Raw genomic sequence first — 18,080 nt, 5'->3', positions numbered from 1 at the left:
AAACAGGTATATTCTCGGGTATTTCTTAAAGGATAGTTAATTATATTTGAATGGTTTGTTAAAATATTATTTTCTATATTTGGAATAACCATAATAAAATTAAACTAACAACAAATTAATATGAGAAAACAATTACCCCTCGTAGTTGTGTTTATTCTGTGTGTATTAGGAATTACAGGATTACAAGCACAAACACTCAATGAGACTATGGGTACTGGTTCCGGAGTAAGTATCACTACTGGAGACTTCAACACATTTTACGGAGATAGTACAGGTAGTTTTATCACTTCCGGATCAAGAGTTACCCTTTTTGGATACAGCGCAGGACGAAGCGTTACTACAAGTGAGCTTGTGGCTATTGGGTATCTAGCAGGATATTCAAATACCACAGGTTTTGATAATACCTTTATGGGATACGAAGCAGGTCGTTTGACCACTACTGGTGGAGATAACACATTTATCGGAGCGGAATCTGGAGAAAACAATACGACTGGTTACGATAACACGTTCGTCGGTGAAGAATCTGGAGCAAATAACACTACTGGTTACGAAAACACATTCATCGGAGAAGATGCAGGTTTTAGTAACACTACTGGTTACAAACAAACATTTGTTGGTAACGAAGTAGGTATTTCTTCTGATGTAGGATACCGAAATACAGGTATTGGTAGTGAATCTATGAGTGACGTTGATGACGGTCACCACAACACAGGAGTTGGAGATTCTGCTGCAATTGATATTGGTGACGGTATTTACAACACCATGGTTGGTGCCGCTGCGGGTGTTGCTACAGAATGGGCAGATTATAACACATTCATTGGAGCACAAGCTGGTTGGGATAACAACCGTACAAATAATACATCAAACGCAAACCACAACACGTATGTAGGTTTCTCTACTGGTTTTACAAACCGTGAAGGACAATATAACGTTGGTATGGGATCGTTAGCAGATTTTGACAATACAAACCGTTCAAATACAATGTTCTTTGGGTACGACATTACTGCAAGTAACAACAACGTCATGGGATTTGGTAACTACTCTTTCATAGATGGACAGTACTCAATTTCTTTAGGTATTGATCATGACATTCGTGGAGATTACTCTATTATGATGGGATATTTAGGAAATATGGGAACCTTAGCCGATTACTCAGTTGGTATTGGTGATCGTGTGAATGTTGCAGAAAATGATGCCGTTGGTATTGGTCGTTCAGTTGATATTGACAATCAATTTGCCATTGCCATTGGTTCTACTACAATTGCACAAAATGATGGAGCTATTGTTATGGGATATCAAGCTTCTTCTACGGATCCAAGTGCTTTAAATCCTACAAATAACATTGCTATTGGTAATGCAGCAAACGTACAAGGAACAAATTCAGTTGCTATTGGTAATGCGGCAACTGCCGTAAATGATAATACCATGGTTCTTGGTGGAGTTACAAACCCATTAAGTGTCGGTATTGGTACAGATACACCAAACGCAAATGCTTCTTTAGATTTAACAGGCGCAACTAAAGGTTTACAATTAAACCGTATGACAACCGCAGAACGTACTGCTTTTGGAAGCTCATTAGGAGCAACCGACGAAGGTATGGTTGTATACGATTCCGAAACTGACAATTCATTCTATTGGGATGGAACGCAGTGGAAAGGAATGATGGACACTGATACCGATACACAAGATCTATCATTGGTTACAAATACATTAAGCTTAACAGATGGAGGCTCAGTAGATCTTTCTCCATATTTAGACAATACAGATGCACAAGCAATTTCTGTTGCTGCTGATGTATTAAGCATTACAGGAGATGCAGGAACTGTAGATTTATCTCCATATTTAGATAATACTGATAGTCAAGCAATTTCTGTTTCAAGTGATATATTAAGTATTACAGGAGATGCTGGAACCGTAGATTTATCAGGATATTTAGACAATACAGACAATCAAGATTTAGCAATTTCGGCAAACGTATTAAGTATTTCTGGAGGAATGACAACGATTGATTTATCAGGGTATTTAGACAATACAGATGAGCAAGATTTATCATTATCTGGCACAACGTTAAATATTTCTGGTGGAACTGGTGTTGATTTAGCTCCATTACAAGACGGAACAGGTACAGATGCACAGGCAATTTCTGTTGCTTCAGATATATTGAGCATTACAGGAAACGCTTCTACAGTAGATTTATCAGGATATTTAGACAACACGGATAGTCAAAACTTATCATTATCTGGGACAACTTTAAATATTACAGGAGGAACCGGTGTTGATTTAGCTTCGCTTGCAGACGGAACAGGAACAGATGATCAAAACTTAACATCTGCAACGTTGTCTGGAAATACATTAACGGTTGCGATTGAAGGAGGAACTTCAGTAAACGTTGATTTATCTCCAATCTTATCAGCTTTAGAAGCAGAAAATATTGCACAACAAGCACAAATTGATGACTTAATCACAAGAGTAGATGCTATTGAAGTATGTGCATGTGATGGAACACTTTCAGTAGTTCCTGCAAACAATGCTAATAGAAGTGGTGCCATTTTATATCAAAACATTCCAAATCCATTTAACAATACATCTTCTATCCGTTACTTCATTCCTCAAGAATTAACAGGTGATGCTGCTATTGTATTTGTGAATACAGCAGGACAAGTAATTTCTAATGTTGAATTAACACAAAAAGGAGATCAGGAATTAAACATTAACACAAACTCATTATCTTCTGGTATGTACTACTACACATTATATGTAGGTGGTAAAAAAGTAGCTACGAAGAAAATGATTATAGAATAATATAGTATCTAAGAATCAATTCTTAAAATACAAGGAAAAAGCTTCGTAATCTACGAAGCTTTTTCTATTTTTAGTCCGTATGTAAATGTGCTATGAACGTACAAAACATCATTCGCCAAATATCAAATAGATGAAAACAGGAAACATAGATCTTCTCAATACAGGATTGATAATCATATCCTTTCTGTTTGCTTATTATTTGCCTTTTGAATTGTTTCTCTTTGCGTATGCGGTTTTGGGACCGTTACATTACTTAACAGAAATCAATTGGATTCGTGATAAAAACTATTTTATTGCCAGCAAACTTTGGATTTATCTCATCGTCATTGCAGCTTTTCTAGTGTCACTTCCGCCATTTATACGTGTTTTTGTGCCTGAAAGTTATGCAACTTCTGAAATCGTGTTGCTATTTACCAACACACTTCCTGCATACTTTAACAGTTGCTTATTTCTAGCAATCTTGGCAGCGGTTGCATTTACCGTTTTTAAAACTAAAAAACAACAATATATTGCACTGACTGTCGGCTGCATCTTGGCAGCATTATTTCACTTTGTACCTTTATATCATTTGTTAGTAGGTGTTTTTCTTCCAACGGTTATTCATGTCTATATATTCACGATTATGTTTATGTGGTATGGAAATTTAAAATCGAAGAGCAGAATAGGGTATTTCAATATTATTTTGATGTTTTTCATTCCGTTTTTGATCATTTTTCTCACGGTGAATCCTTTTGATTATATCTTAGGAACAGACACAAAAATGATTTATGAAGACAATAGTTTGTACATTTTAAATGCTAAAATTTCGCAAGCAATTGGCATGACCGATGGAAATGTATTTGCGTTTGAAGGGAAACTGTTCATAAAAATTCAAATCTTTATTGCATTTGCCTACACGTATCATTACCTAAATTGGTTCTCTAAAACTTCCGTGATTGGTTGGCACAAAAAGCTCACACAAAAACGTTCCTTAACCATATTCATAATGTGGATTGGTTCTGTGGCGTTGTATATGTACAACTATAAAATTGGATTTACCTTGCTTTTATTCCTCAGTTTTGTGCATGTATTTATGGAATTTCCACTCAATGTCATTTCTATTCGTGCGGTGGGTAAATCGTTCATTTCTTCTAAAAAAGCCTAACTATGCGTTCTATGTTATCGATATGTATACTATTTTTATTTTTTTCTTGTGAAGAAACGCAAAAAGAGAAAAAGTCACCTCAAAAAACATTTTCCACAGTAGAAATTACGCCAATATTCAACGATTCTGTGAGCATTCGCGCCATAGCGATTACACCTGAAAATAATTTGGTATACGGCGGAAACAACACAACTATTGGACACTATAATGCAAAAACCAATCAGCATACAAACCTGCTCAAAGGAAAAGTTCCAGATTCACTGAACGTGAGTTTTCGTGCCGTAGCGCATGTCAATAATACTACGTTTGGAATCAGTATTGTGAATCCGGCATTGTTATATAAAATTTCGAAAGACGGAAAAGTGGAGTTGGTCTACAAAGAAACACACGATAAAGTATTTTATGATGCCATTGCTTTTTGGAATGCAAAAGAAGGAATTGCGATGGGCGATCCCACAGACGATTGTATCAGCATCATCATTACACGCGATGGTGGAAATACATGGCGGAAAGTTTCCTGCGAGGAATTGCCCAAAGCAAAAGAAGGAGAAGCTGCTTTTGCAGCAAGCAATACCAACATTGCCATTGTTGGTGACGAAACTTGGATTGCCACAGGCGGAAAAGCGAGCAGAATTTTATATTCGGCAGATAAAGGCAACACGTGGACAGTATTTGAAACGCCTATTGTACAAGGAATAGAAACGACAGGAATGTATTCTATCGACTTTTACGATGCCAACAACGGATTTGCCATTGGTGGCGATTACAGCAAAGCAGACATCAAGGAAGCCAACAAAATCCGAACGTCTGACGGCGGCAAAACATGGCAATTGGTTGCCGAAAACCAACATCCAGGGTATCGAAGCTGTGTGCAATACGTTCCAAACAGCGATGCAAAAGCATTGGTTGCGGTTGGTTTCAAAGGAATCGACTATTCCAACGACGCAGGAAACACTTGGAAACATCTTTCTGACGAAGGTTTTTACACTCTCAAATTCATCAACGATTCTACAGCGTATGCGGCTGGGAAAAATAGGATTGCGAAGTTGTTGTTTCAATAAAATGTTAGTGTAACATGTTTAACACTTTTTCCACACGTTCATGTTTCAACATATACTGCATAAAATTAAACGCTGGAATCGCCATCACGCGACTCATTTCTGGTTCAATAATCGTAAATGTTTCTTTAGAACCACCTTTCATTAAGTCCCAAATATCATCATTATTTTCTTGAATAATCTTGGCAATTTCCACGACACATGCAGTATCTTTTATCTTTTGTCCGTAAATGGCGCGTACATCATCCAAATCGAATTTATGTGGTAAATAGATATTTTCAAAGGTAAAATTATCATGTTTCGCTGCAAGGAAATTCAATTTATCTTTAATGTAGCCTGGAAACATTTCGGTAGCTGCGACTGAATTTAAAATTGCAGAAAATTCATTGGATTTGTTGATAACGCCGCCATTGCAATCTTCCATAACAGCATCCATAACTGATTTTACATAGGCTGATTTATCATTGATAATATTGATAAAAACAGTCTCTTTATTTTTAGCATTCGCATCTAATTCGTTGATCGCTTCATACAATTTGTACGCAGACAATAATCCTGAATTTTCATAAATTCCACCATCATTATATTGTCCTTCACCTTCAATTGTTGCGGCTGGACTGATCAACGGAAAACGGTTTGTGGTAGAAGCGGCATTGTAAAAACTCAAGGTTTGATTGTTGCCCAATTCCAAAATATCGTTGGCGCCTAAATACAAGGCTGCTTTCGCGTGATTATTTTTCACAGGAATCGAAACTGCCATTCCTTGTCGTCCTTTAATATTTGTGGTGTTACTTATCAAAATCGGGAAACGTTCCTTTCTTTTGTACATATTGTACCAAAACTGTCGGTACGAAGTAGAGTCAAACTCCTTTTGGGTAAGCTCATGATTTACATACTTAGCATACGTATACATGGCGGCTGTAGAACGGTCTTTTCCAATCAAATTTATCGGTAAAAACATGTGTGTAAACCAATCGCGACCGAGCAAATGCGCTAAATCCATCGACAGTATATTTTCCGTGCCAATTTTCCGAATAATAGAATCGCGAAATTGGGCATCATCATTTTGATGTTTGATTGCTGAATAATTTATCAAACCGATGGTTCCACCTGATGCGCCTGATAAACACACTGTTTTATCATACAATGTTCCGTCTTTGTCTAATGCGTTCAATACCGTCATTGTCCACGCATTTGCTTTCATTCCGCCACCATAACAACCAATATAATACCGTTTGTTGGGCAGGTTTTGAATGTATTTTTCCAGATTGATGGTTTCTGGGGTAATCGTTTCTTCAATCTTTGCCAACTCAAACAAGTTATTGGCGGTACTTTCATTATGACGTGATAAATAGTTCAATAATATCATGGCTAACAACACGCCGTACACCGTAAATCGGAAATTGGATTTTTGGGTTTTAGCAAAATCATCTTCTGATAAATTATAATACATAAAATGCTTCAAAATGATCACAATGATTCCGTATAACAAGAAAAAAGCAGACACAATAATGATAATTCCATTGATGTGTAAGGCAACTTGTGGGACAAAATTAATCGCCAAGAAAAACAACAAATTTGCAGCACCAAAATAGGAAATTACTTTGAGGAAGATAATACTATTGCTCACGGCGCCTAAACTGAAATTCTTGATTCTGAGTGTTGCCAGTTTTTTGAAAAAAGGCGTTTGTCCGAAATAGTTATTCCCTTCAAACATACTAATGATCGCTTGCTTTTTTTCTGCTCGTGTGCGTGGATCATTTTCATCATTCATCAACGGAAAACTGTTAATTACAGCTTCATTGTCTGCATCAAAAAAGGCGTATTTAAACAAGGTTCGGAACGTTCGGTAATACGTATAAGTAATCGCTTGAAGCGAAATACATAATAAACTCAAAATTACCGTTGTATAATTAAAAGGATATGTAAACCAAAACAATAAAATGAACAATGCAAAATGCGCTAATATTGTGACGATGACAAAAATTACATACGTTCGTATCGGATTGTTGAGTTTTTTTCCTTCTTCACCTGCAAAATACAAATCACGCGCCGATTCGTTCGCTTCCCGCAAACCATTGGCATAATACAAACGCCATTTGTCTTTTTGTTTTTTCAACACATACAACCAAACAATCAAACTGACTAACAATAAAGGCACAAATCCGCTGAGTTCTACTCCAAAACCAAAGTTGGTATCTGCAGTATAAGCAATCATATAAAAGATGGCTGCATAAAAAAATACGCCAATAACACGACGTAAAAAACTCAATTCACTTTCATACGCAACACTTTCGGGTGTACTGTTTCCAGCTTTATTTTTATACCAAACAATGCCAAAAATGCTAAAGATGCGATACATTTTCCAATCTTTATCTTGAAACTTTCGATTCGATTTAGAGAGTAAAAAATAATTTGGATAATGTGACAATACAATGCAATAAATAGGTGCAAATCCTAAAAGTAGTACAAAAACAAACCAAAAAGGATGGTAATACAAATCCACAATGATGGAGTTGAGTTGTGGCGCTTTGGGCAAGGTAAGTCCTATGATGAATAAGAATAATAAGCTGATCCATGAAGAATACATAAATTCTTTTAAAAGCACCAAACGATCGCGTAACGAAAAACGAATCCAAGTCAACAACACTAGCAGAAACGTAACGGAATAAAACCCAATTTTAATACTGACAATGGTTTTTGGGTATTCTTTATTCCACAAATAGTAAAAGTTTTCGGTACAATCAAACGTGTATGCTAGACTTGCTAATACGAGAAATATTTTGAAAATAATTTTGACATTATGTTCCGTAGCTTTTTTGTGAATATACTTGCCAGTAATATAAAAAAGGAGGAAAGCCCACACAAAATCAAAAATGAAGAATGCAATGAAAATAATTTCTTGATACAAGCTCGTATGCTTAAAAAACCAAGAACTTTTGACGCCTTCTTCGGTAAACTGCGGATGTGCTATCCAATCGTAAATATGAAACATTTTTCCGCAAACAATCATCAATAGTGTCAATATGATGAATAGAATGACGTGAAATTTTGGCGTGTTTTTTTGTTCAGATTGTTCAACTGAACCCAATTGATCTGCTTTTGTAGTGCTCATGGTGTAATTTTTAAGACAATTATGTGACTATTTTCAATCACTTAATTACAGCTAAAGCTACAAATCATATTTTAAAATAAAAATACTTATTGGTGAGTATTTTTTTAAAGTTGCTCTAAAAAATAAAAAAAGGAGCGTTTTTCAACACTCCTTTCAACCAATCACCAAAAATTATAAACAGTGATATTTCATCACTTATGACTGCTATTTATACCAATTTACTAGTAAATTGGTAGTAGTAGTTAGACTCTATTTTGTAAAAAAGGTTTAAAAACAAAAAGAGCAGTTCTTTTTGAGGGAATTGCTCTTTTCTTAATCAATGCTTGGGTTTTGAATATTACTATTCTAGGTTTTTTAGGACATTGATCAATTTTTTCTGCGTCTATTACGAAACTGTTTCATTAAATTTTTATTAAAGTCACGCTCCGCTTTTTTCAATTTAATAATTTTGATCGCAGGTAGAAATTCACGTAGCTTTTTAATTAAATTCACGCCGTTTTCATACACTTGACTTTCAATAGTTTGTATTCGATCTAAAATCGTAGTAGCTTCAGTTTCTGACATGTTTTCATTAGACTTGATATTTCTTTTAATTCGATTCAATTCTTGTATGCGTAGTTTGTGATTAATATCGTCATAAGCATTGTACACAGGCCAAAACTGTTGCGCTTCTTCTTCAGTTAAATCCAGATTTTCTGTAAAAAACGCAATTCTTAATTTCTTTATTTTTTCTCGTATTTTACCATCTTGAGCCATTCCCAAAGAAAGCCCAAAACATACAAGTAGTATGGTTATGTAGTATTTCATCATATTATTGTTCAATTAGCAATTCGTAAGGATCGCCAGAGTTTTCTAAATAATCTATCGTTTCTGTATCACTTAAATTTACGTCAAAAATAGTATTGAGATCTATATTTTCCTCCTCATACACATTGATTAATTCAAAATCGTTCAACGCAATTAAATCATTTTCGATAAAGGTATTAATGTCACTACTTGCCACATCCGTAATCGTAAGCGGATGCTCAGGTGTATTTATAAAATTCAAGGCAATAAAAAACACAATACACGCTGCGGCAGCATAACTAATATACTGTATATAGTTTCTTTTTCGCTGTAGCGGAATGACCTTAGTTTCTTGATTTGCCGTAAATAATTCACTTGAAAGTTTGTCTTCCAAGCTATCAAAATACGCGTCAGGTGTTGTAAAACCTGTTTCTTTCGGAATCACAGCTTCGGTTTTGATACGATCAAAAAGACGATCTTCAAACGTGTCGAAATACGCTTTCGGCGTTTGAAATCCTGTTTTCTTATTATGTAATTCGTTATTTTTCACACTAATTTGACTCTAAAATACGTAAAAGGTTTAATTGATTAAAAAACTTTCTATCTTTTTGACGGCATGATGGTACGAAGCTTTCAACGCACCGACCGAAGTATCTAAAACTTCGCTCATTTCAGCATATTTCAAATCGTCAAAATACTTCATATTAAATACAATTTGCTGCTTTTGTGGCAAGGTAGCAATTGCTTTTTGTAATTTCAGTTGAATTTCCTCGCCTTCAAAATACACATCTGCTTTTAAATTATTGACCAATTGGTCTTGCAATTCTTCCGAAGAAATTCCAGCTTTTTTCGACCGTTGATTGATAAACGTAATGGATTCGTTCGTCGCAATGCGATACATCCAAGAATATAATTTGCTGTCGCCTTTAAAATTGTGAATACTTCGAAATACTTTAATAAAGGTATTTTGAAGCACATCATCTGCATCATCGTGACTTGTCACCATACGCCGAATGTGCCAATACAAACGCTCTTTGTACGTAGATACAAGCTGTCGAAACGCCTTTTCTTGCGTTTTTGGGTTTTTTAAATCCTCAATGAGATTGGTTTCTACGACGTTCAAATTGTTATTACTTTTTTCTTTAGACACACTGACATCCAAAAGGTTTAATCTAAAGATAGAAAAAATTAGATTTTCATTGTAATCATTTGATTTTTAATTTGTTTGTTCAAATTCATATACCCAATCAAGCTGCATGTCAAACCACCAAATTTTATCTAAATTAGTGCAATTTTGATCTCCGAATTTCAAATTTAGTATTTGAATTTCATTATCTTTCAATAAAAATTCTCCGTAAAAAGGATCAAGCGATGGTTTGTACGATTTGTGAGTAGATGGCGTAAGCAGCCAGAAAATTTTCCCCCAATATTTGAGGATTCTATTTTCCTCCACAATTACTTGTTGTGCCAAAATACTATCTGCTCCAAACAGAGCAGCTTTTTCGTTTACTAGCTTACATACGGCATTTAAAATTCTAGCAAGAGTATCTGCAATTTCGCCAGAAGGGTCATTCACTGATAAGTCAAGCTTCCCAGAAAATGCAAAATATGGAGTTAAGGATTCAAAAAGAGAATCTTTGAGCAATGCAAAATCTTTTTCTGCTTTTTGCTTGTTGTGCCATTCTTTTTGTATTCCCAATATGCTAAACTTAAAATGTATAAAACACTAAAGTAAAAGAAATCTAATTTTAATCCAATTTAAAGTTCAACTTCAACCTAAATCGACTGCATCTGTACCAACTTCGTGTACACTTTGTTATTGCGAATCAATTCCTCGTGGGTTCCTTGTTCAATAATTTCTCCTTTTTGCATCACTACAATTACGTCTGCATTTTGAATGGTAGACAAACGGTGTGCAATCACAATAGACGTTCTATTCTTCATCATATTCTCCAACGCTACTTGTACCAAACGTTCGCTTTCGGTGTCTAGGGCAGAAGTGGCTTCATCTAAAATCATGATTGGTGGATTCTTTAACACAGCTCTGGCAATGCTCAAACGTTGTTTTTGTCCGCCCGAAAGTTTTCCGCCAGAATCTCCTACGTTATGATCGAGCAATTCGGGTAAATCTTTCACAAATTCCCACGCATTGGCAATTTTCAACGCTTCAATCACTTCGTCGTCAGTCGCATCTTGTTTTCCTAGTTTTACGTTGTTTTTGATGGTATCATTAAACAAAATAGAATCTTGTGTTACCAAGCCCATTAAGCCACGTAAAGATGCTTTTGTGAGCGATTTGATGTTTTCGCCATCTACTTCAATACTTCCTTCATTTACATCGTAAAAACGCGTAACTAAGTTCGCAATGGTACTTTTTCCACTTCCTGATTGTCCTACTAATGCCACAGTTTTTCCTTTTGGAACTTTTAGTGAGAAGTTTTTCAGCACCAATTCCTCTTCATACTTAAATGAAATATCTTTCAAATCAATTCCTGAAGCAAACGTGTCTTTCACTTTGGCATCTTTTGCATCTGTAATTGGCGATTCGGTGTTGAGTATTTCCAAAACACGATCTGCGGAAGCGTTTCCAGCTTTTACTTTATAACTCGCTTTGCTAATCGCTTTCGCGGGAGTTAAAATGTTGTACGCCAACGCCATGTACGTAATAAATTCGTCTGGTGTCATGATTTTGTCAATCAACACTAATTTTCCACCGTACAACAGAATTACTGCAATGACCACAATTCCCAAAAACTCACTTGTAGGAGACGCTAAGTTTTGTCTGTGCGCTAAATTATTGGAGTATTTATATAATTTGGAAGTAGAATTTCCAAAAGAAGTGTTGAAATGTTTTTCGGCATTAAATCCTTTAATCACTTTTAAACCGTTCAATGTTTCGTCTAAAATAGAAAGAAAGACACCATTTTCTTTTTGAACTCTGTCCGAATGTTTTTTCAAACTTTTTCCAACTTTTGAAATGATAAATCCTGAAATCGGAATAAAAATAAACACAAACAACGTCAGTTTGGCACTGATAGAAAACATGACGATGATTGTAAATATGATGGTTAAAGGTTCTCTCACTAACAATTCTAAAATTGCTAAGAGTGAATTCTGAATTTCGTTTACATCACCAGAAATTCGAGCAATAATATCACCTTTTCTTTTTTCAGAAAAATAGGAGATAGGCAAAGTCGTTACTTTTTGATACAATCTGTTGCGAATGTCTTTTAATATTCCATTTCTGAGATATGCCAAGAAGAAATTTGAAAAATAACCTGCTAAATTTTTAAGCAAAAAGGTAGAAATGACAATACATATCATTAAGATTAGCACAGAATATTGTCCGTCTTCCTCTATTTTTTGTGTGATGAAAAAGTTTAAATAATCATTCAAATAATCTCCATAACCTCCAATTCCTTCATAGTTTTCTCTGATCGGCTCTACCATAATTCGTTCCGCAGTTTTCAATAAAACTTTCAGCATTGGCATCAACGATACAAAAGAAAGAGTTCCAAAAAGTGCATACAAAATGTTAAAGAAAATATTTAAATATGCATACTTTTTATAGGGAATTATATAATGAGATAGTTTTTTTATGTAATCCATTTAGTCTAATTTCATTTCTTGAACGATGCGTGCAATTTTTGCATCGAGTTGCTCTTCTACCGAAGCAAAATCTTCTTTAGTAGCTAAAGGCAGATTGACGCTAAAGTAGAATTTAATTTTGGGTTCTGTTCCACTTGGACGTGCTGCAATTTTAGTGCCATCAGCAGTGTAGTAAATCAAAACATTTGACTTTGGAATGGAAATTTTACGCGTTGAACCATCTTCCATATTGGTCGTAATAGACGTTTGATAATCTTCAATTTTAACCACTTTTGAACCGTCAAGTGTGGTTAGTGGATTTTCGCGTAAATCGACCATGGTTTGCTTGATTTCAGCGGCGCCATCAATTCCTTTCTTAACGAGCGAAATCAACTTTTCCTTATAAAAACCATGTGCTACATACAAATCAATTAGGGAAGCATATAAAGAACTTCCATCGGCTTTTGCTTGTGTGATAATTTCGCATGCCAACAAGGAAGCTGTCACTGCATCTTTGTCACGTACAAAGTCACCTGTCATGAATCCGAAGCTTTCTTCGCCACCGCCAATAAATTCCAATTCAGGAAAATCTTTGATCATTTTGGCAATCCATTTAAAACCTGTCAAACCAATTTTGCATTCTACGTTGTACGCGTTTCCAAGTTCCGTCATCATTGGCGTAGAAACAATGGTAGAACCAATGAATTGTTTTCCGTTGATGCGATCGCTGTTTTTCCACTGTTGTAATAAGAAATCTGTCATGACCACCATGGTTTGGTTTCCGTTGAGTAAGATCATGTTGCCTTCCAAATCGCGCACTGCAATTCCTAAACGATCACTGTCTGGATCGGTTCCAATCACGATATCTGCGTGTACTTTTTCTGCCAATGCCAACGCCATTTCTAGCGCTTCTGGTTCTTCCGGATTTGGTGATTGTACCGTTGGAAAATCTCCATCAGGTTTGGCTTGTTCTTCAACAATGTGTACATTTTTATACCCTGCACGTTTCAATACTTCTGGAATCATGGTGATAGAAGTTCCGTGAAGTGATGTAAAAACGATCGTGACATCATCTTTGTTTTCCGCTTTAAAATCGGCATTCGCCACACTTGCGTTGATAAATGCTTCATCTACGTCTGTATCGACCAAATGGATCAAATCATCATTCGCATCAAACTGAATTTGCGAAAAATCTAAACTATTAATTTCATTGATAATTTCATGGTCTTGCGGAGGAACAATTTGTCCGCCATCAGCCCAATATACTTTGTAACCGTTGTATTCTGGTGGATTGTGGGAAGCTGTTAAGACAATTCCGCATTGACAATCCAAATATTTTACTGCAAATGATAATTCTGGTGTTGGTCGTAAGTCTGAAAATAAATAGACTTGAATTCCGTTCGCCGAAAATACATTGGCAACCACTTGCGCTAAAGATTTGCTGTTGTGTCTACAATCATACGCAATGGCAACTTTCAATGGCTGATTTGGATATGTTTCTTTAAGGTAATTACTCAATCCTTGCGTATTTTTCCCTAAAGTATATTTGTTAATTCTATTGGTTCCAGGTCCCATAACACCGCGCATTCCGCCTGTTCCAAAAGCCAAACTGGTGTAAAAACTTTCGGTGAGTTCTTTGGGATTGGTATCTATAAGTTGTTGAACTTTTGCTTGTGTTTCAGCATCGAAGACTGGAGTAAGCCAAGCCGTAGCTTTTTCCATGATTTTAGCGTCGATCTTTGTCATTTACAGGTGTTTTAAGCCACAAAAATAACAAATTCATTCGGGTTTCTTTTTGCGTGTCGCGATATTTTACAGAAGTTTACACGAAGAGCACTTACAAATTCTCCGTTTCGCTGATTTTATACCGTTTTTTATCACGTTTGCTTCATTAAGTCGCATCTTATAGTAAAATTGGTATTATGCCTAGATTCAATAAAGGAAATATACCAAAATAACGGACTCAATCTAAGTTTTAGTGATGACTAGCGGCTGTCTTATATAGTTGGTTATAGAAAGTTTTTTTAGTTTTTTTCGTATAACATAATTGCTGAAATTTCACTTATTAAAATTCGAGTTGTAAATTTTATAAGATATTCACCTCTATCTGGACATGTTATTTCAATATAGTTTTTGCTGACTTTTGAAACATAATCTACTCTTTTACGTCCATCACTACAAGAGGTATCTAGAAACTTTTCGTTATTTTTAAGTTTAATGTTTACTTGTTTATTCAAGTATTGCTTCAAATCTTGTGCAGAAAAACTGCTCGATGCTTGACTAAATGCAAAATTACTCATGCAAAATATAGCAATTAGTACTATTATTTTTTTCATAATCAATTTATTTACTAGTATATTTTGGATTCCTTTTGAATAACTATAGTATGTTTCACAGGAATTTAAAAGCTTAGAGCGTTGTTCTCTAAATATTCTCTGTCTCGCTAATTTTATACCGTTCTTTATCGCGTTTGCTTCGCAAGACAATTTCGCCTAAAAAACCAGCTAGGAAGAATTGGGTTCCAATTATCATGGTAGCTAACGAAATGTAAAACCAGGGATTGTCGGTAACTAAAATTGCTTTTAAACCGTAGGCAAGTTTGTACAATTTCATAATTCCGATGTAACCAGCCGAGGCAAATCCTATAAAAAACATCAACACGCCTAACGCGCCAAATAAGTGCATGGGACGTTTTCCAAATTTAGACAAAAACCAAATCGTGATTAAATCTAAAAAGCCATTGATAAAGCGATCGTAGCCAAATTTTGTTTTTCCGTATTTACGCGCTTGGTGTTGTACCACTTTTTCGCCAATGTGTTGAAAACCGGCATTTTTAGCCAATACGGGAATGTATCTGTGCATTTCCCCGTAGACATCTACATTCTTTACGACTAAATTTTTATAGGCTTTTAAACCACAGTTAAAATCATGCAGTTTCAATCCAGATGTGCGTCTTGCTGCCCAATTGAATAGTTTGGAGGGAATATTTTTTGCGATGACGGAATCGTAGCGTTTCTTTTTCCAGCCAGAAACCAAATCGAATTTTTTCTCCGTAATTAACGTGTATAATTCAGGAATTTCATCGGGACTGTCTTGTAAATCCGCATCCATTGTAATGACAACTTCACCCGCAGCTTCCTTAAAACCTGCGTGCAACGCTTGTGATTTTCCATAATTTTGTAAAAAACGGATGCCTTTTGCTTCGGTATGTTTTTGTGATAATTCTTGAATAATCTTCCAAGATTCATCTGTACTTCCATCATCAATAAAAAGAACCTCATACGTAAACTTGTGTGCTTCCATCACGCGGGAAATCCAAGCGTGCAGTTCTCGCAATGATTCTTCTTCGTTAAGCAGTGGTATGACTACAGATATATTCATGCAGCGTTTTTAGAGGTTTTTAAAATTCCTGATTTTATCACCAAGGAAGCAATCAAAGAAACGAAAAATCCTGTAAATAGACTTTTTACCACAGCACTTGCAAACAAATTGAAATTGAATCTCGATTTATATTCTGCTATTTTTGTGGTTACCTCTTCTGGAGAAAATTGTTCTGAAAGTTTTAAATCTTCAACCATGGCATCGGCTAACTTGTCAATTAAGTCTGTTTCTATGTAGTGTGCATGAATCATTTGATATACCCAAAACATGATGCCTCCAAGCAAAATGACACCAATACCTGTTTTTAATCCTGTACGAATGCTAAATACTTCTGTTTTTTTACTTTCATTTACAATGGCAAGGATCATTAACACTAAGGTCACAAAAAACATGACAAGTACATAAATATTATTTGCTTCTACATGAATATTTTGTCGATATTGCAGCAAAAAGAATAAAATATTTAACAATCCAGCGGTAATTCCGAAATGAACAGTTTTTGAAAACATGAAAGTACATTTAATGTAGGACACAAATATAGAAATTCAAGCGTACAAATTATCAAAAATATTTTTATTTTAATGTTGCACATTCAGAAATAATAATTAAATTTGCACCTCGAAAATTGAGAAAGTTATAAAAGAATACAAAGATGAAACAAGGTATACATCCAGAAAATTATAGAGTAGTAGCTTTTAAAGATATGTCTAACAATGATGTATTTCTTACCAAGTCTACAGTAGATACAAAAGAGACTATCGAAGTTGATGGTGCTGAGTATCCATTATACAAATTAGAAATTTCAAGAACGTCACATCCATACTACACTGGTAAGTCTAAGTTAGTAGATACAGCAGGTCGTATTGACAAGTTCAAAAACAAATACGCAAAATTCAAGAAATAAGAATTTTGACCTTACAGAGTATAATGTCTTTCAGGAAACTGGAAGGCATTTTTTTTTGAAAAATACTCACAATCGCATTTACAAACGCAACACTTTTTTTACATTTACAAAAATTCAAGACTCATGAACTACATTCTTTTTGATGGAACCGTACGCAACGCCTTGTTACCTTTTACGTATACACGACCGGTTGCCGATATTCGCGTAGGAATTTTAACGATTCGTGAAAAGTGGGAAGCACATTTGGGCGGAACTACGACAACAATCACAGAAGAGTATTTGTCTGAGAAATACCCAATGGTAGAGTTGGAGGAAAATGTAATGATCAATGCTTCTTTTTTACCGAATGCGGAATTAGTCGCGATGATTCAAGATTTAACGGAAAAGCAAGCTATTTTTTCGGGTGATGAAATCATAGCGTTTCATACGACAGATCAGCAAGATGAGGTTGATTTCGATACCTACGACGTGATTTCGTATGAAGAAGATTGTTTACGCATAGAACATACGTGGGATATTTTCTCGAAGAATGCAGAAGCCATTCAAGCTGATTTTGAGTTGATTACGAAAGACAGAACGTCTCAGCCAATTCCGGCTACCGTGAATGTCATTGCGCCAGAAAATATATTTATTGAAGAAGGCGCAACACTAAATTTTTGCACGTTAAATGCAAGCTCAGGACCAATTTACGTTGGAAAAAATGCAGAAATCATGGAAGGTTGCGTGGTGCGTGGTGCATTAGCGATGTGTGAAAACTCTGTGCTAAAACTATCCGCTAAAATTTATGGAGCAACGACACTAGGACCATTTTGTAAAGTTGGGGGCGAAGTCAACAATTCTGTATTAATGGGCTATTCCAACAAAGGACATGACGGATTCTTAGGAAACTCAGTCTTAGGCGAATGGTGCAATATTGGTGCGGATAGTAACAATTCCAACCTAAAAAATAATTATGCACCTGTGCGTTTGTGGAGTTATGAAACCGAAAACTTTGCTAAAACAGGCTTGCAATTTTGCGGACTCATGATGGGCGATCACAGCAAATGTGGCATCAATACGATGTTTAATACAGGAACGGTTGTGGGCGTAAACGCAAATATTTTTGGTTCAGGATTTCCAAGAAACTTTGTGCCAAGTTACAGTTGGGGCGGCGCAAGCGGATTTACAACCTATCTTACCAAAAAAGCGTTTGAAGTGGCAAAAGTAGTGATGTCAAGAAGAAATATAGAATTTACAGCGCAAGATGAGGCGATTCTAACGCAAGTATTTGAAGATTCTAAAAAGTGGCGTAAAGATTAAAAA

Annotated in this window: 15 protein-coding genes; 5 read left to right on the top strand and 10 right to left on the bottom strand. The window is 35.5% G+C overall.

What is annotated here, in order from left to right; genetic code table 11:
- Positions 1-120 precede the first annotated feature (120 nt).
- The 3 genes from KORDIASMS9_RS19835 (at position 121) to KORDIASMS9_RS19825 (ending at position 5,007) form a co-directional block, all read left to right on the top strand.
- A complete protein-coding gene (locus KORDIASMS9_RS19835; protein WP_114904523.1) occupies positions 121-2,802 on the top strand; it encodes a T9SS type A sorting domain-containing protein in 2,682 nt (893 codons plus the stop codon).
- Between the two features lie 130 nt (positions 2,803-2,932).
- The gene (locus KORDIASMS9_RS19830) at positions 2,933-3,946 is read left to right on the top strand and encodes a hypothetical protein (RefSeq protein WP_114904522.1); all 1,014 of its coding nucleotides are present in this window, start codon (positions 2,933-2,935) and stop codon (positions 3,944-3,946) included.
- A gap of 2 nt (positions 3,947-3,948) precedes the next feature.
- Complete coding sequence (locus KORDIASMS9_RS19825; RefSeq protein WP_114904521.1) at positions 3,949-5,007, top strand: YCF48-related protein; 1,059 nt, start codon at positions 3,949-3,951, stop codon at positions 5,005-5,007.
- A gap of 4 nt (positions 5,008-5,011) precedes the next feature.
- On the opposite strand, the gene KORDIASMS9_RS19820 is transcribed toward KORDIASMS9_RS19825, so the two are convergent.
- The 10 genes from KORDIASMS9_RS19820 to KORDIASMS9_RS19775 form a co-directional block, all read right to left on the bottom strand.
- Entirely contained in the window at positions 5,012-8,119 is a 3,108-nt protein-coding gene (locus KORDIASMS9_RS19820) for a patatin-like phospholipase family protein (protein ID WP_114904520.1), read from the bottom strand.
- 366 nt (positions 8,120-8,485) lie between these two features.
- Positions 8,486-8,926: a hypothetical protein gene (locus tag KORDIASMS9_RS19815; RefSeq protein ID WP_162820076.1), complete on the bottom strand. Its 441-nt coding sequence runs from the start codon at positions 8,924-8,926 to the stop codon at positions 8,486-8,488.
- A gap of 4 nt (positions 8,927-8,930) precedes the next feature.
- Positions 8,931-9,455 carry a hypothetical protein gene (locus KORDIASMS9_RS19810; protein WP_114904518.1) on the bottom strand — a complete coding sequence of 175 codons (525 nt, stop codon included), beginning with the start codon at positions 9,453-9,455 and terminating at the stop codon, positions 8,931-8,933.
- A 30-nt stretch (positions 9,456-9,485) separates the two neighbouring features.
- Positions 9,486-10,055, bottom strand: coding sequence for an RNA polymerase sigma factor (locus tag KORDIASMS9_RS19805; protein WP_240321090.1), 570 nt, complete (start codon positions 10,053-10,055; stop codon positions 9,486-9,488).
- 66 nt (positions 10,056-10,121) lie between these two features.
- Entirely contained in the window at positions 10,122-10,604 is a 483-nt protein-coding gene (locus KORDIASMS9_RS19800) for a hypothetical protein (RefSeq protein ID WP_114904517.1), read from the bottom strand.
- Positions 10,605-10,681: 77 nt separating this feature from the next.
- On the bottom strand, positions 10,682-12,514 hold the full coding sequence (locus KORDIASMS9_RS19795) for an ABC transporter ATP-binding protein (protein WP_114904516.1): 1,833 nt from the start codon (positions 12,512-12,514) through the stop codon (positions 10,682-10,684).
- Positions 12,515-14,239: a phospho-sugar mutase gene (locus tag KORDIASMS9_RS19790; protein ID WP_114904515.1), complete on the bottom strand. Its 1,725-nt coding sequence runs from the start codon at positions 14,237-14,239 to the stop codon at positions 12,515-12,517.
- Positions 14,240-14,517: 278 nt separating this feature from the next.
- Positions 14,518-14,829 carry a hypothetical protein gene (locus KORDIASMS9_RS19785; protein WP_162820075.1) on the bottom strand — a complete coding sequence of 104 codons (312 nt, stop codon included), beginning with the start codon at positions 14,827-14,829 and terminating at the stop codon, positions 14,518-14,520.
- Positions 14,830-14,917: 88 nt separating this feature from the next.
- Positions 14,918-15,874, bottom strand: a complete 957-nt coding sequence (locus tag KORDIASMS9_RS19780) for a glycosyltransferase family 2 protein (protein ID WP_114904513.1) — start codon at positions 15,872-15,874, stop codon at positions 14,918-14,920.
- A complete protein-coding gene (locus KORDIASMS9_RS19775) occupies positions 15,871-16,383 on the bottom strand; it encodes a DUF4199 domain-containing protein (RefSeq protein ID WP_114904512.1) in 513 nt (170 codons plus the stop codon). Before KORDIASMS9_RS19775 ends, KORDIASMS9_RS19780 begins: the two co-directional genes overlap by 4 nt.
- A gap of 143 nt (positions 16,384-16,526) precedes the next feature.
- Between KORDIASMS9_RS19775 and KORDIASMS9_RS19770 the strand changes: the two genes are divergently transcribed.
- Entirely contained in the window at positions 16,527-16,778 is a 252-nt protein-coding gene (locus KORDIASMS9_RS19770) for a type B 50S ribosomal protein L31 (protein WP_114904511.1), read from the top strand.
- 123 nt (positions 16,779-16,901) lie between these two features.
- Entirely contained in the window at positions 16,902-18,077 is a 1,176-nt protein-coding gene (locus tag KORDIASMS9_RS19765; RefSeq protein ID WP_114904510.1) for a GlmU family protein, read from the top strand.
- The last annotated feature ends 3 nt before the right edge of the window (positions 18,078-18,080 follow it).

The sequence above is a fragment of the Kordia sp. SMS9 genome (genome assembly GCF_003352465.1).
GTDB lineage: Bacteria > Bacteroidota > Bacteroidia > Flavobacteriales > Flavobacteriaceae > Kordia.
Note: the sequence above shows the minus strand (reverse complement) of the source record. Positions and strands in the feature narration are given on the sequence as shown.

What these genes read in the sequence shown, in the direction of transcription:
- KORDIASMS9_RS19835 (WP_114904523.1), top strand. Translation starts at nt 121, where the DNA reads ATGAGAAAACAATTACCCCTCGTAGTTGTGTTTATTCTGTGTGTATTA.
- KORDIASMS9_RS19830 (WP_114904522.1), top strand. Translation starts at nt 2,933, where the DNA reads ATGAAAACAGGAAACATAGATCTTCTCAATACAGGATTGATAATCATA.
- KORDIASMS9_RS19825 (WP_114904521.1), top strand. Translation starts at nt 3,949, where the DNA reads ATGCGTTCTATGTTATCGATATGTATACTATTTTTATTTTTTTCTTGT.
- KORDIASMS9_RS19820 (WP_114904520.1), bottom strand. Translation starts at nt 8,119, where the DNA reads ATGAGCACTACAAAAGCAGATCAATTGGGTTCAGTTGAACAATCTGAA.
- KORDIASMS9_RS19815 (WP_162820076.1), bottom strand. Translation starts at nt 8,926, where the DNA reads ATGAAATACTACATAACCATACTACTTGTATGTTTTGGGCTTTCTTTG.
- KORDIASMS9_RS19795 (WP_114904516.1), bottom strand. Translation starts at nt 12,514, where the DNA reads ATGGATTACATAAAAAAACTATCTCATTATATAATTCCCTATAAAAAG.
- KORDIASMS9_RS19790 (WP_114904515.1), bottom strand. Translation starts at nt 14,239, where the DNA reads ATGACAAAGATCGACGCTAAAATCATGGAAAAAGCTACGGCTTGGCTT.
- KORDIASMS9_RS19785 (WP_162820075.1), bottom strand. Translation starts at nt 14,829, where the DNA reads ATGAAAAAAATAATAGTACTAATTGCTATATTTTGCATGAGTAATTTT.
- KORDIASMS9_RS19780 (WP_114904513.1), bottom strand. Translation starts at nt 15,874, where the DNA reads ATGAATATATCTGTAGTCATACCACTGCTTAACGAAGAAGAATCATTG.
- KORDIASMS9_RS19775 (WP_114904512.1), bottom strand. Translation starts at nt 16,383, where the DNA reads ATGTTTTCAAAAACTGTTCATTTCGGAATTACCGCTGGATTGTTAAAT.
- KORDIASMS9_RS19770 (WP_114904511.1), top strand. Translation starts at nt 16,527, where the DNA reads ATGAAACAAGGTATACATCCAGAAAATTATAGAGTAGTAGCTTTTAAA.
- KORDIASMS9_RS19765 (WP_114904510.1), top strand. Translation starts at nt 16,902, where the DNA reads ATGAACTACATTCTTTTTGATGGAACCGTACGCAACGCCTTGTTACCT.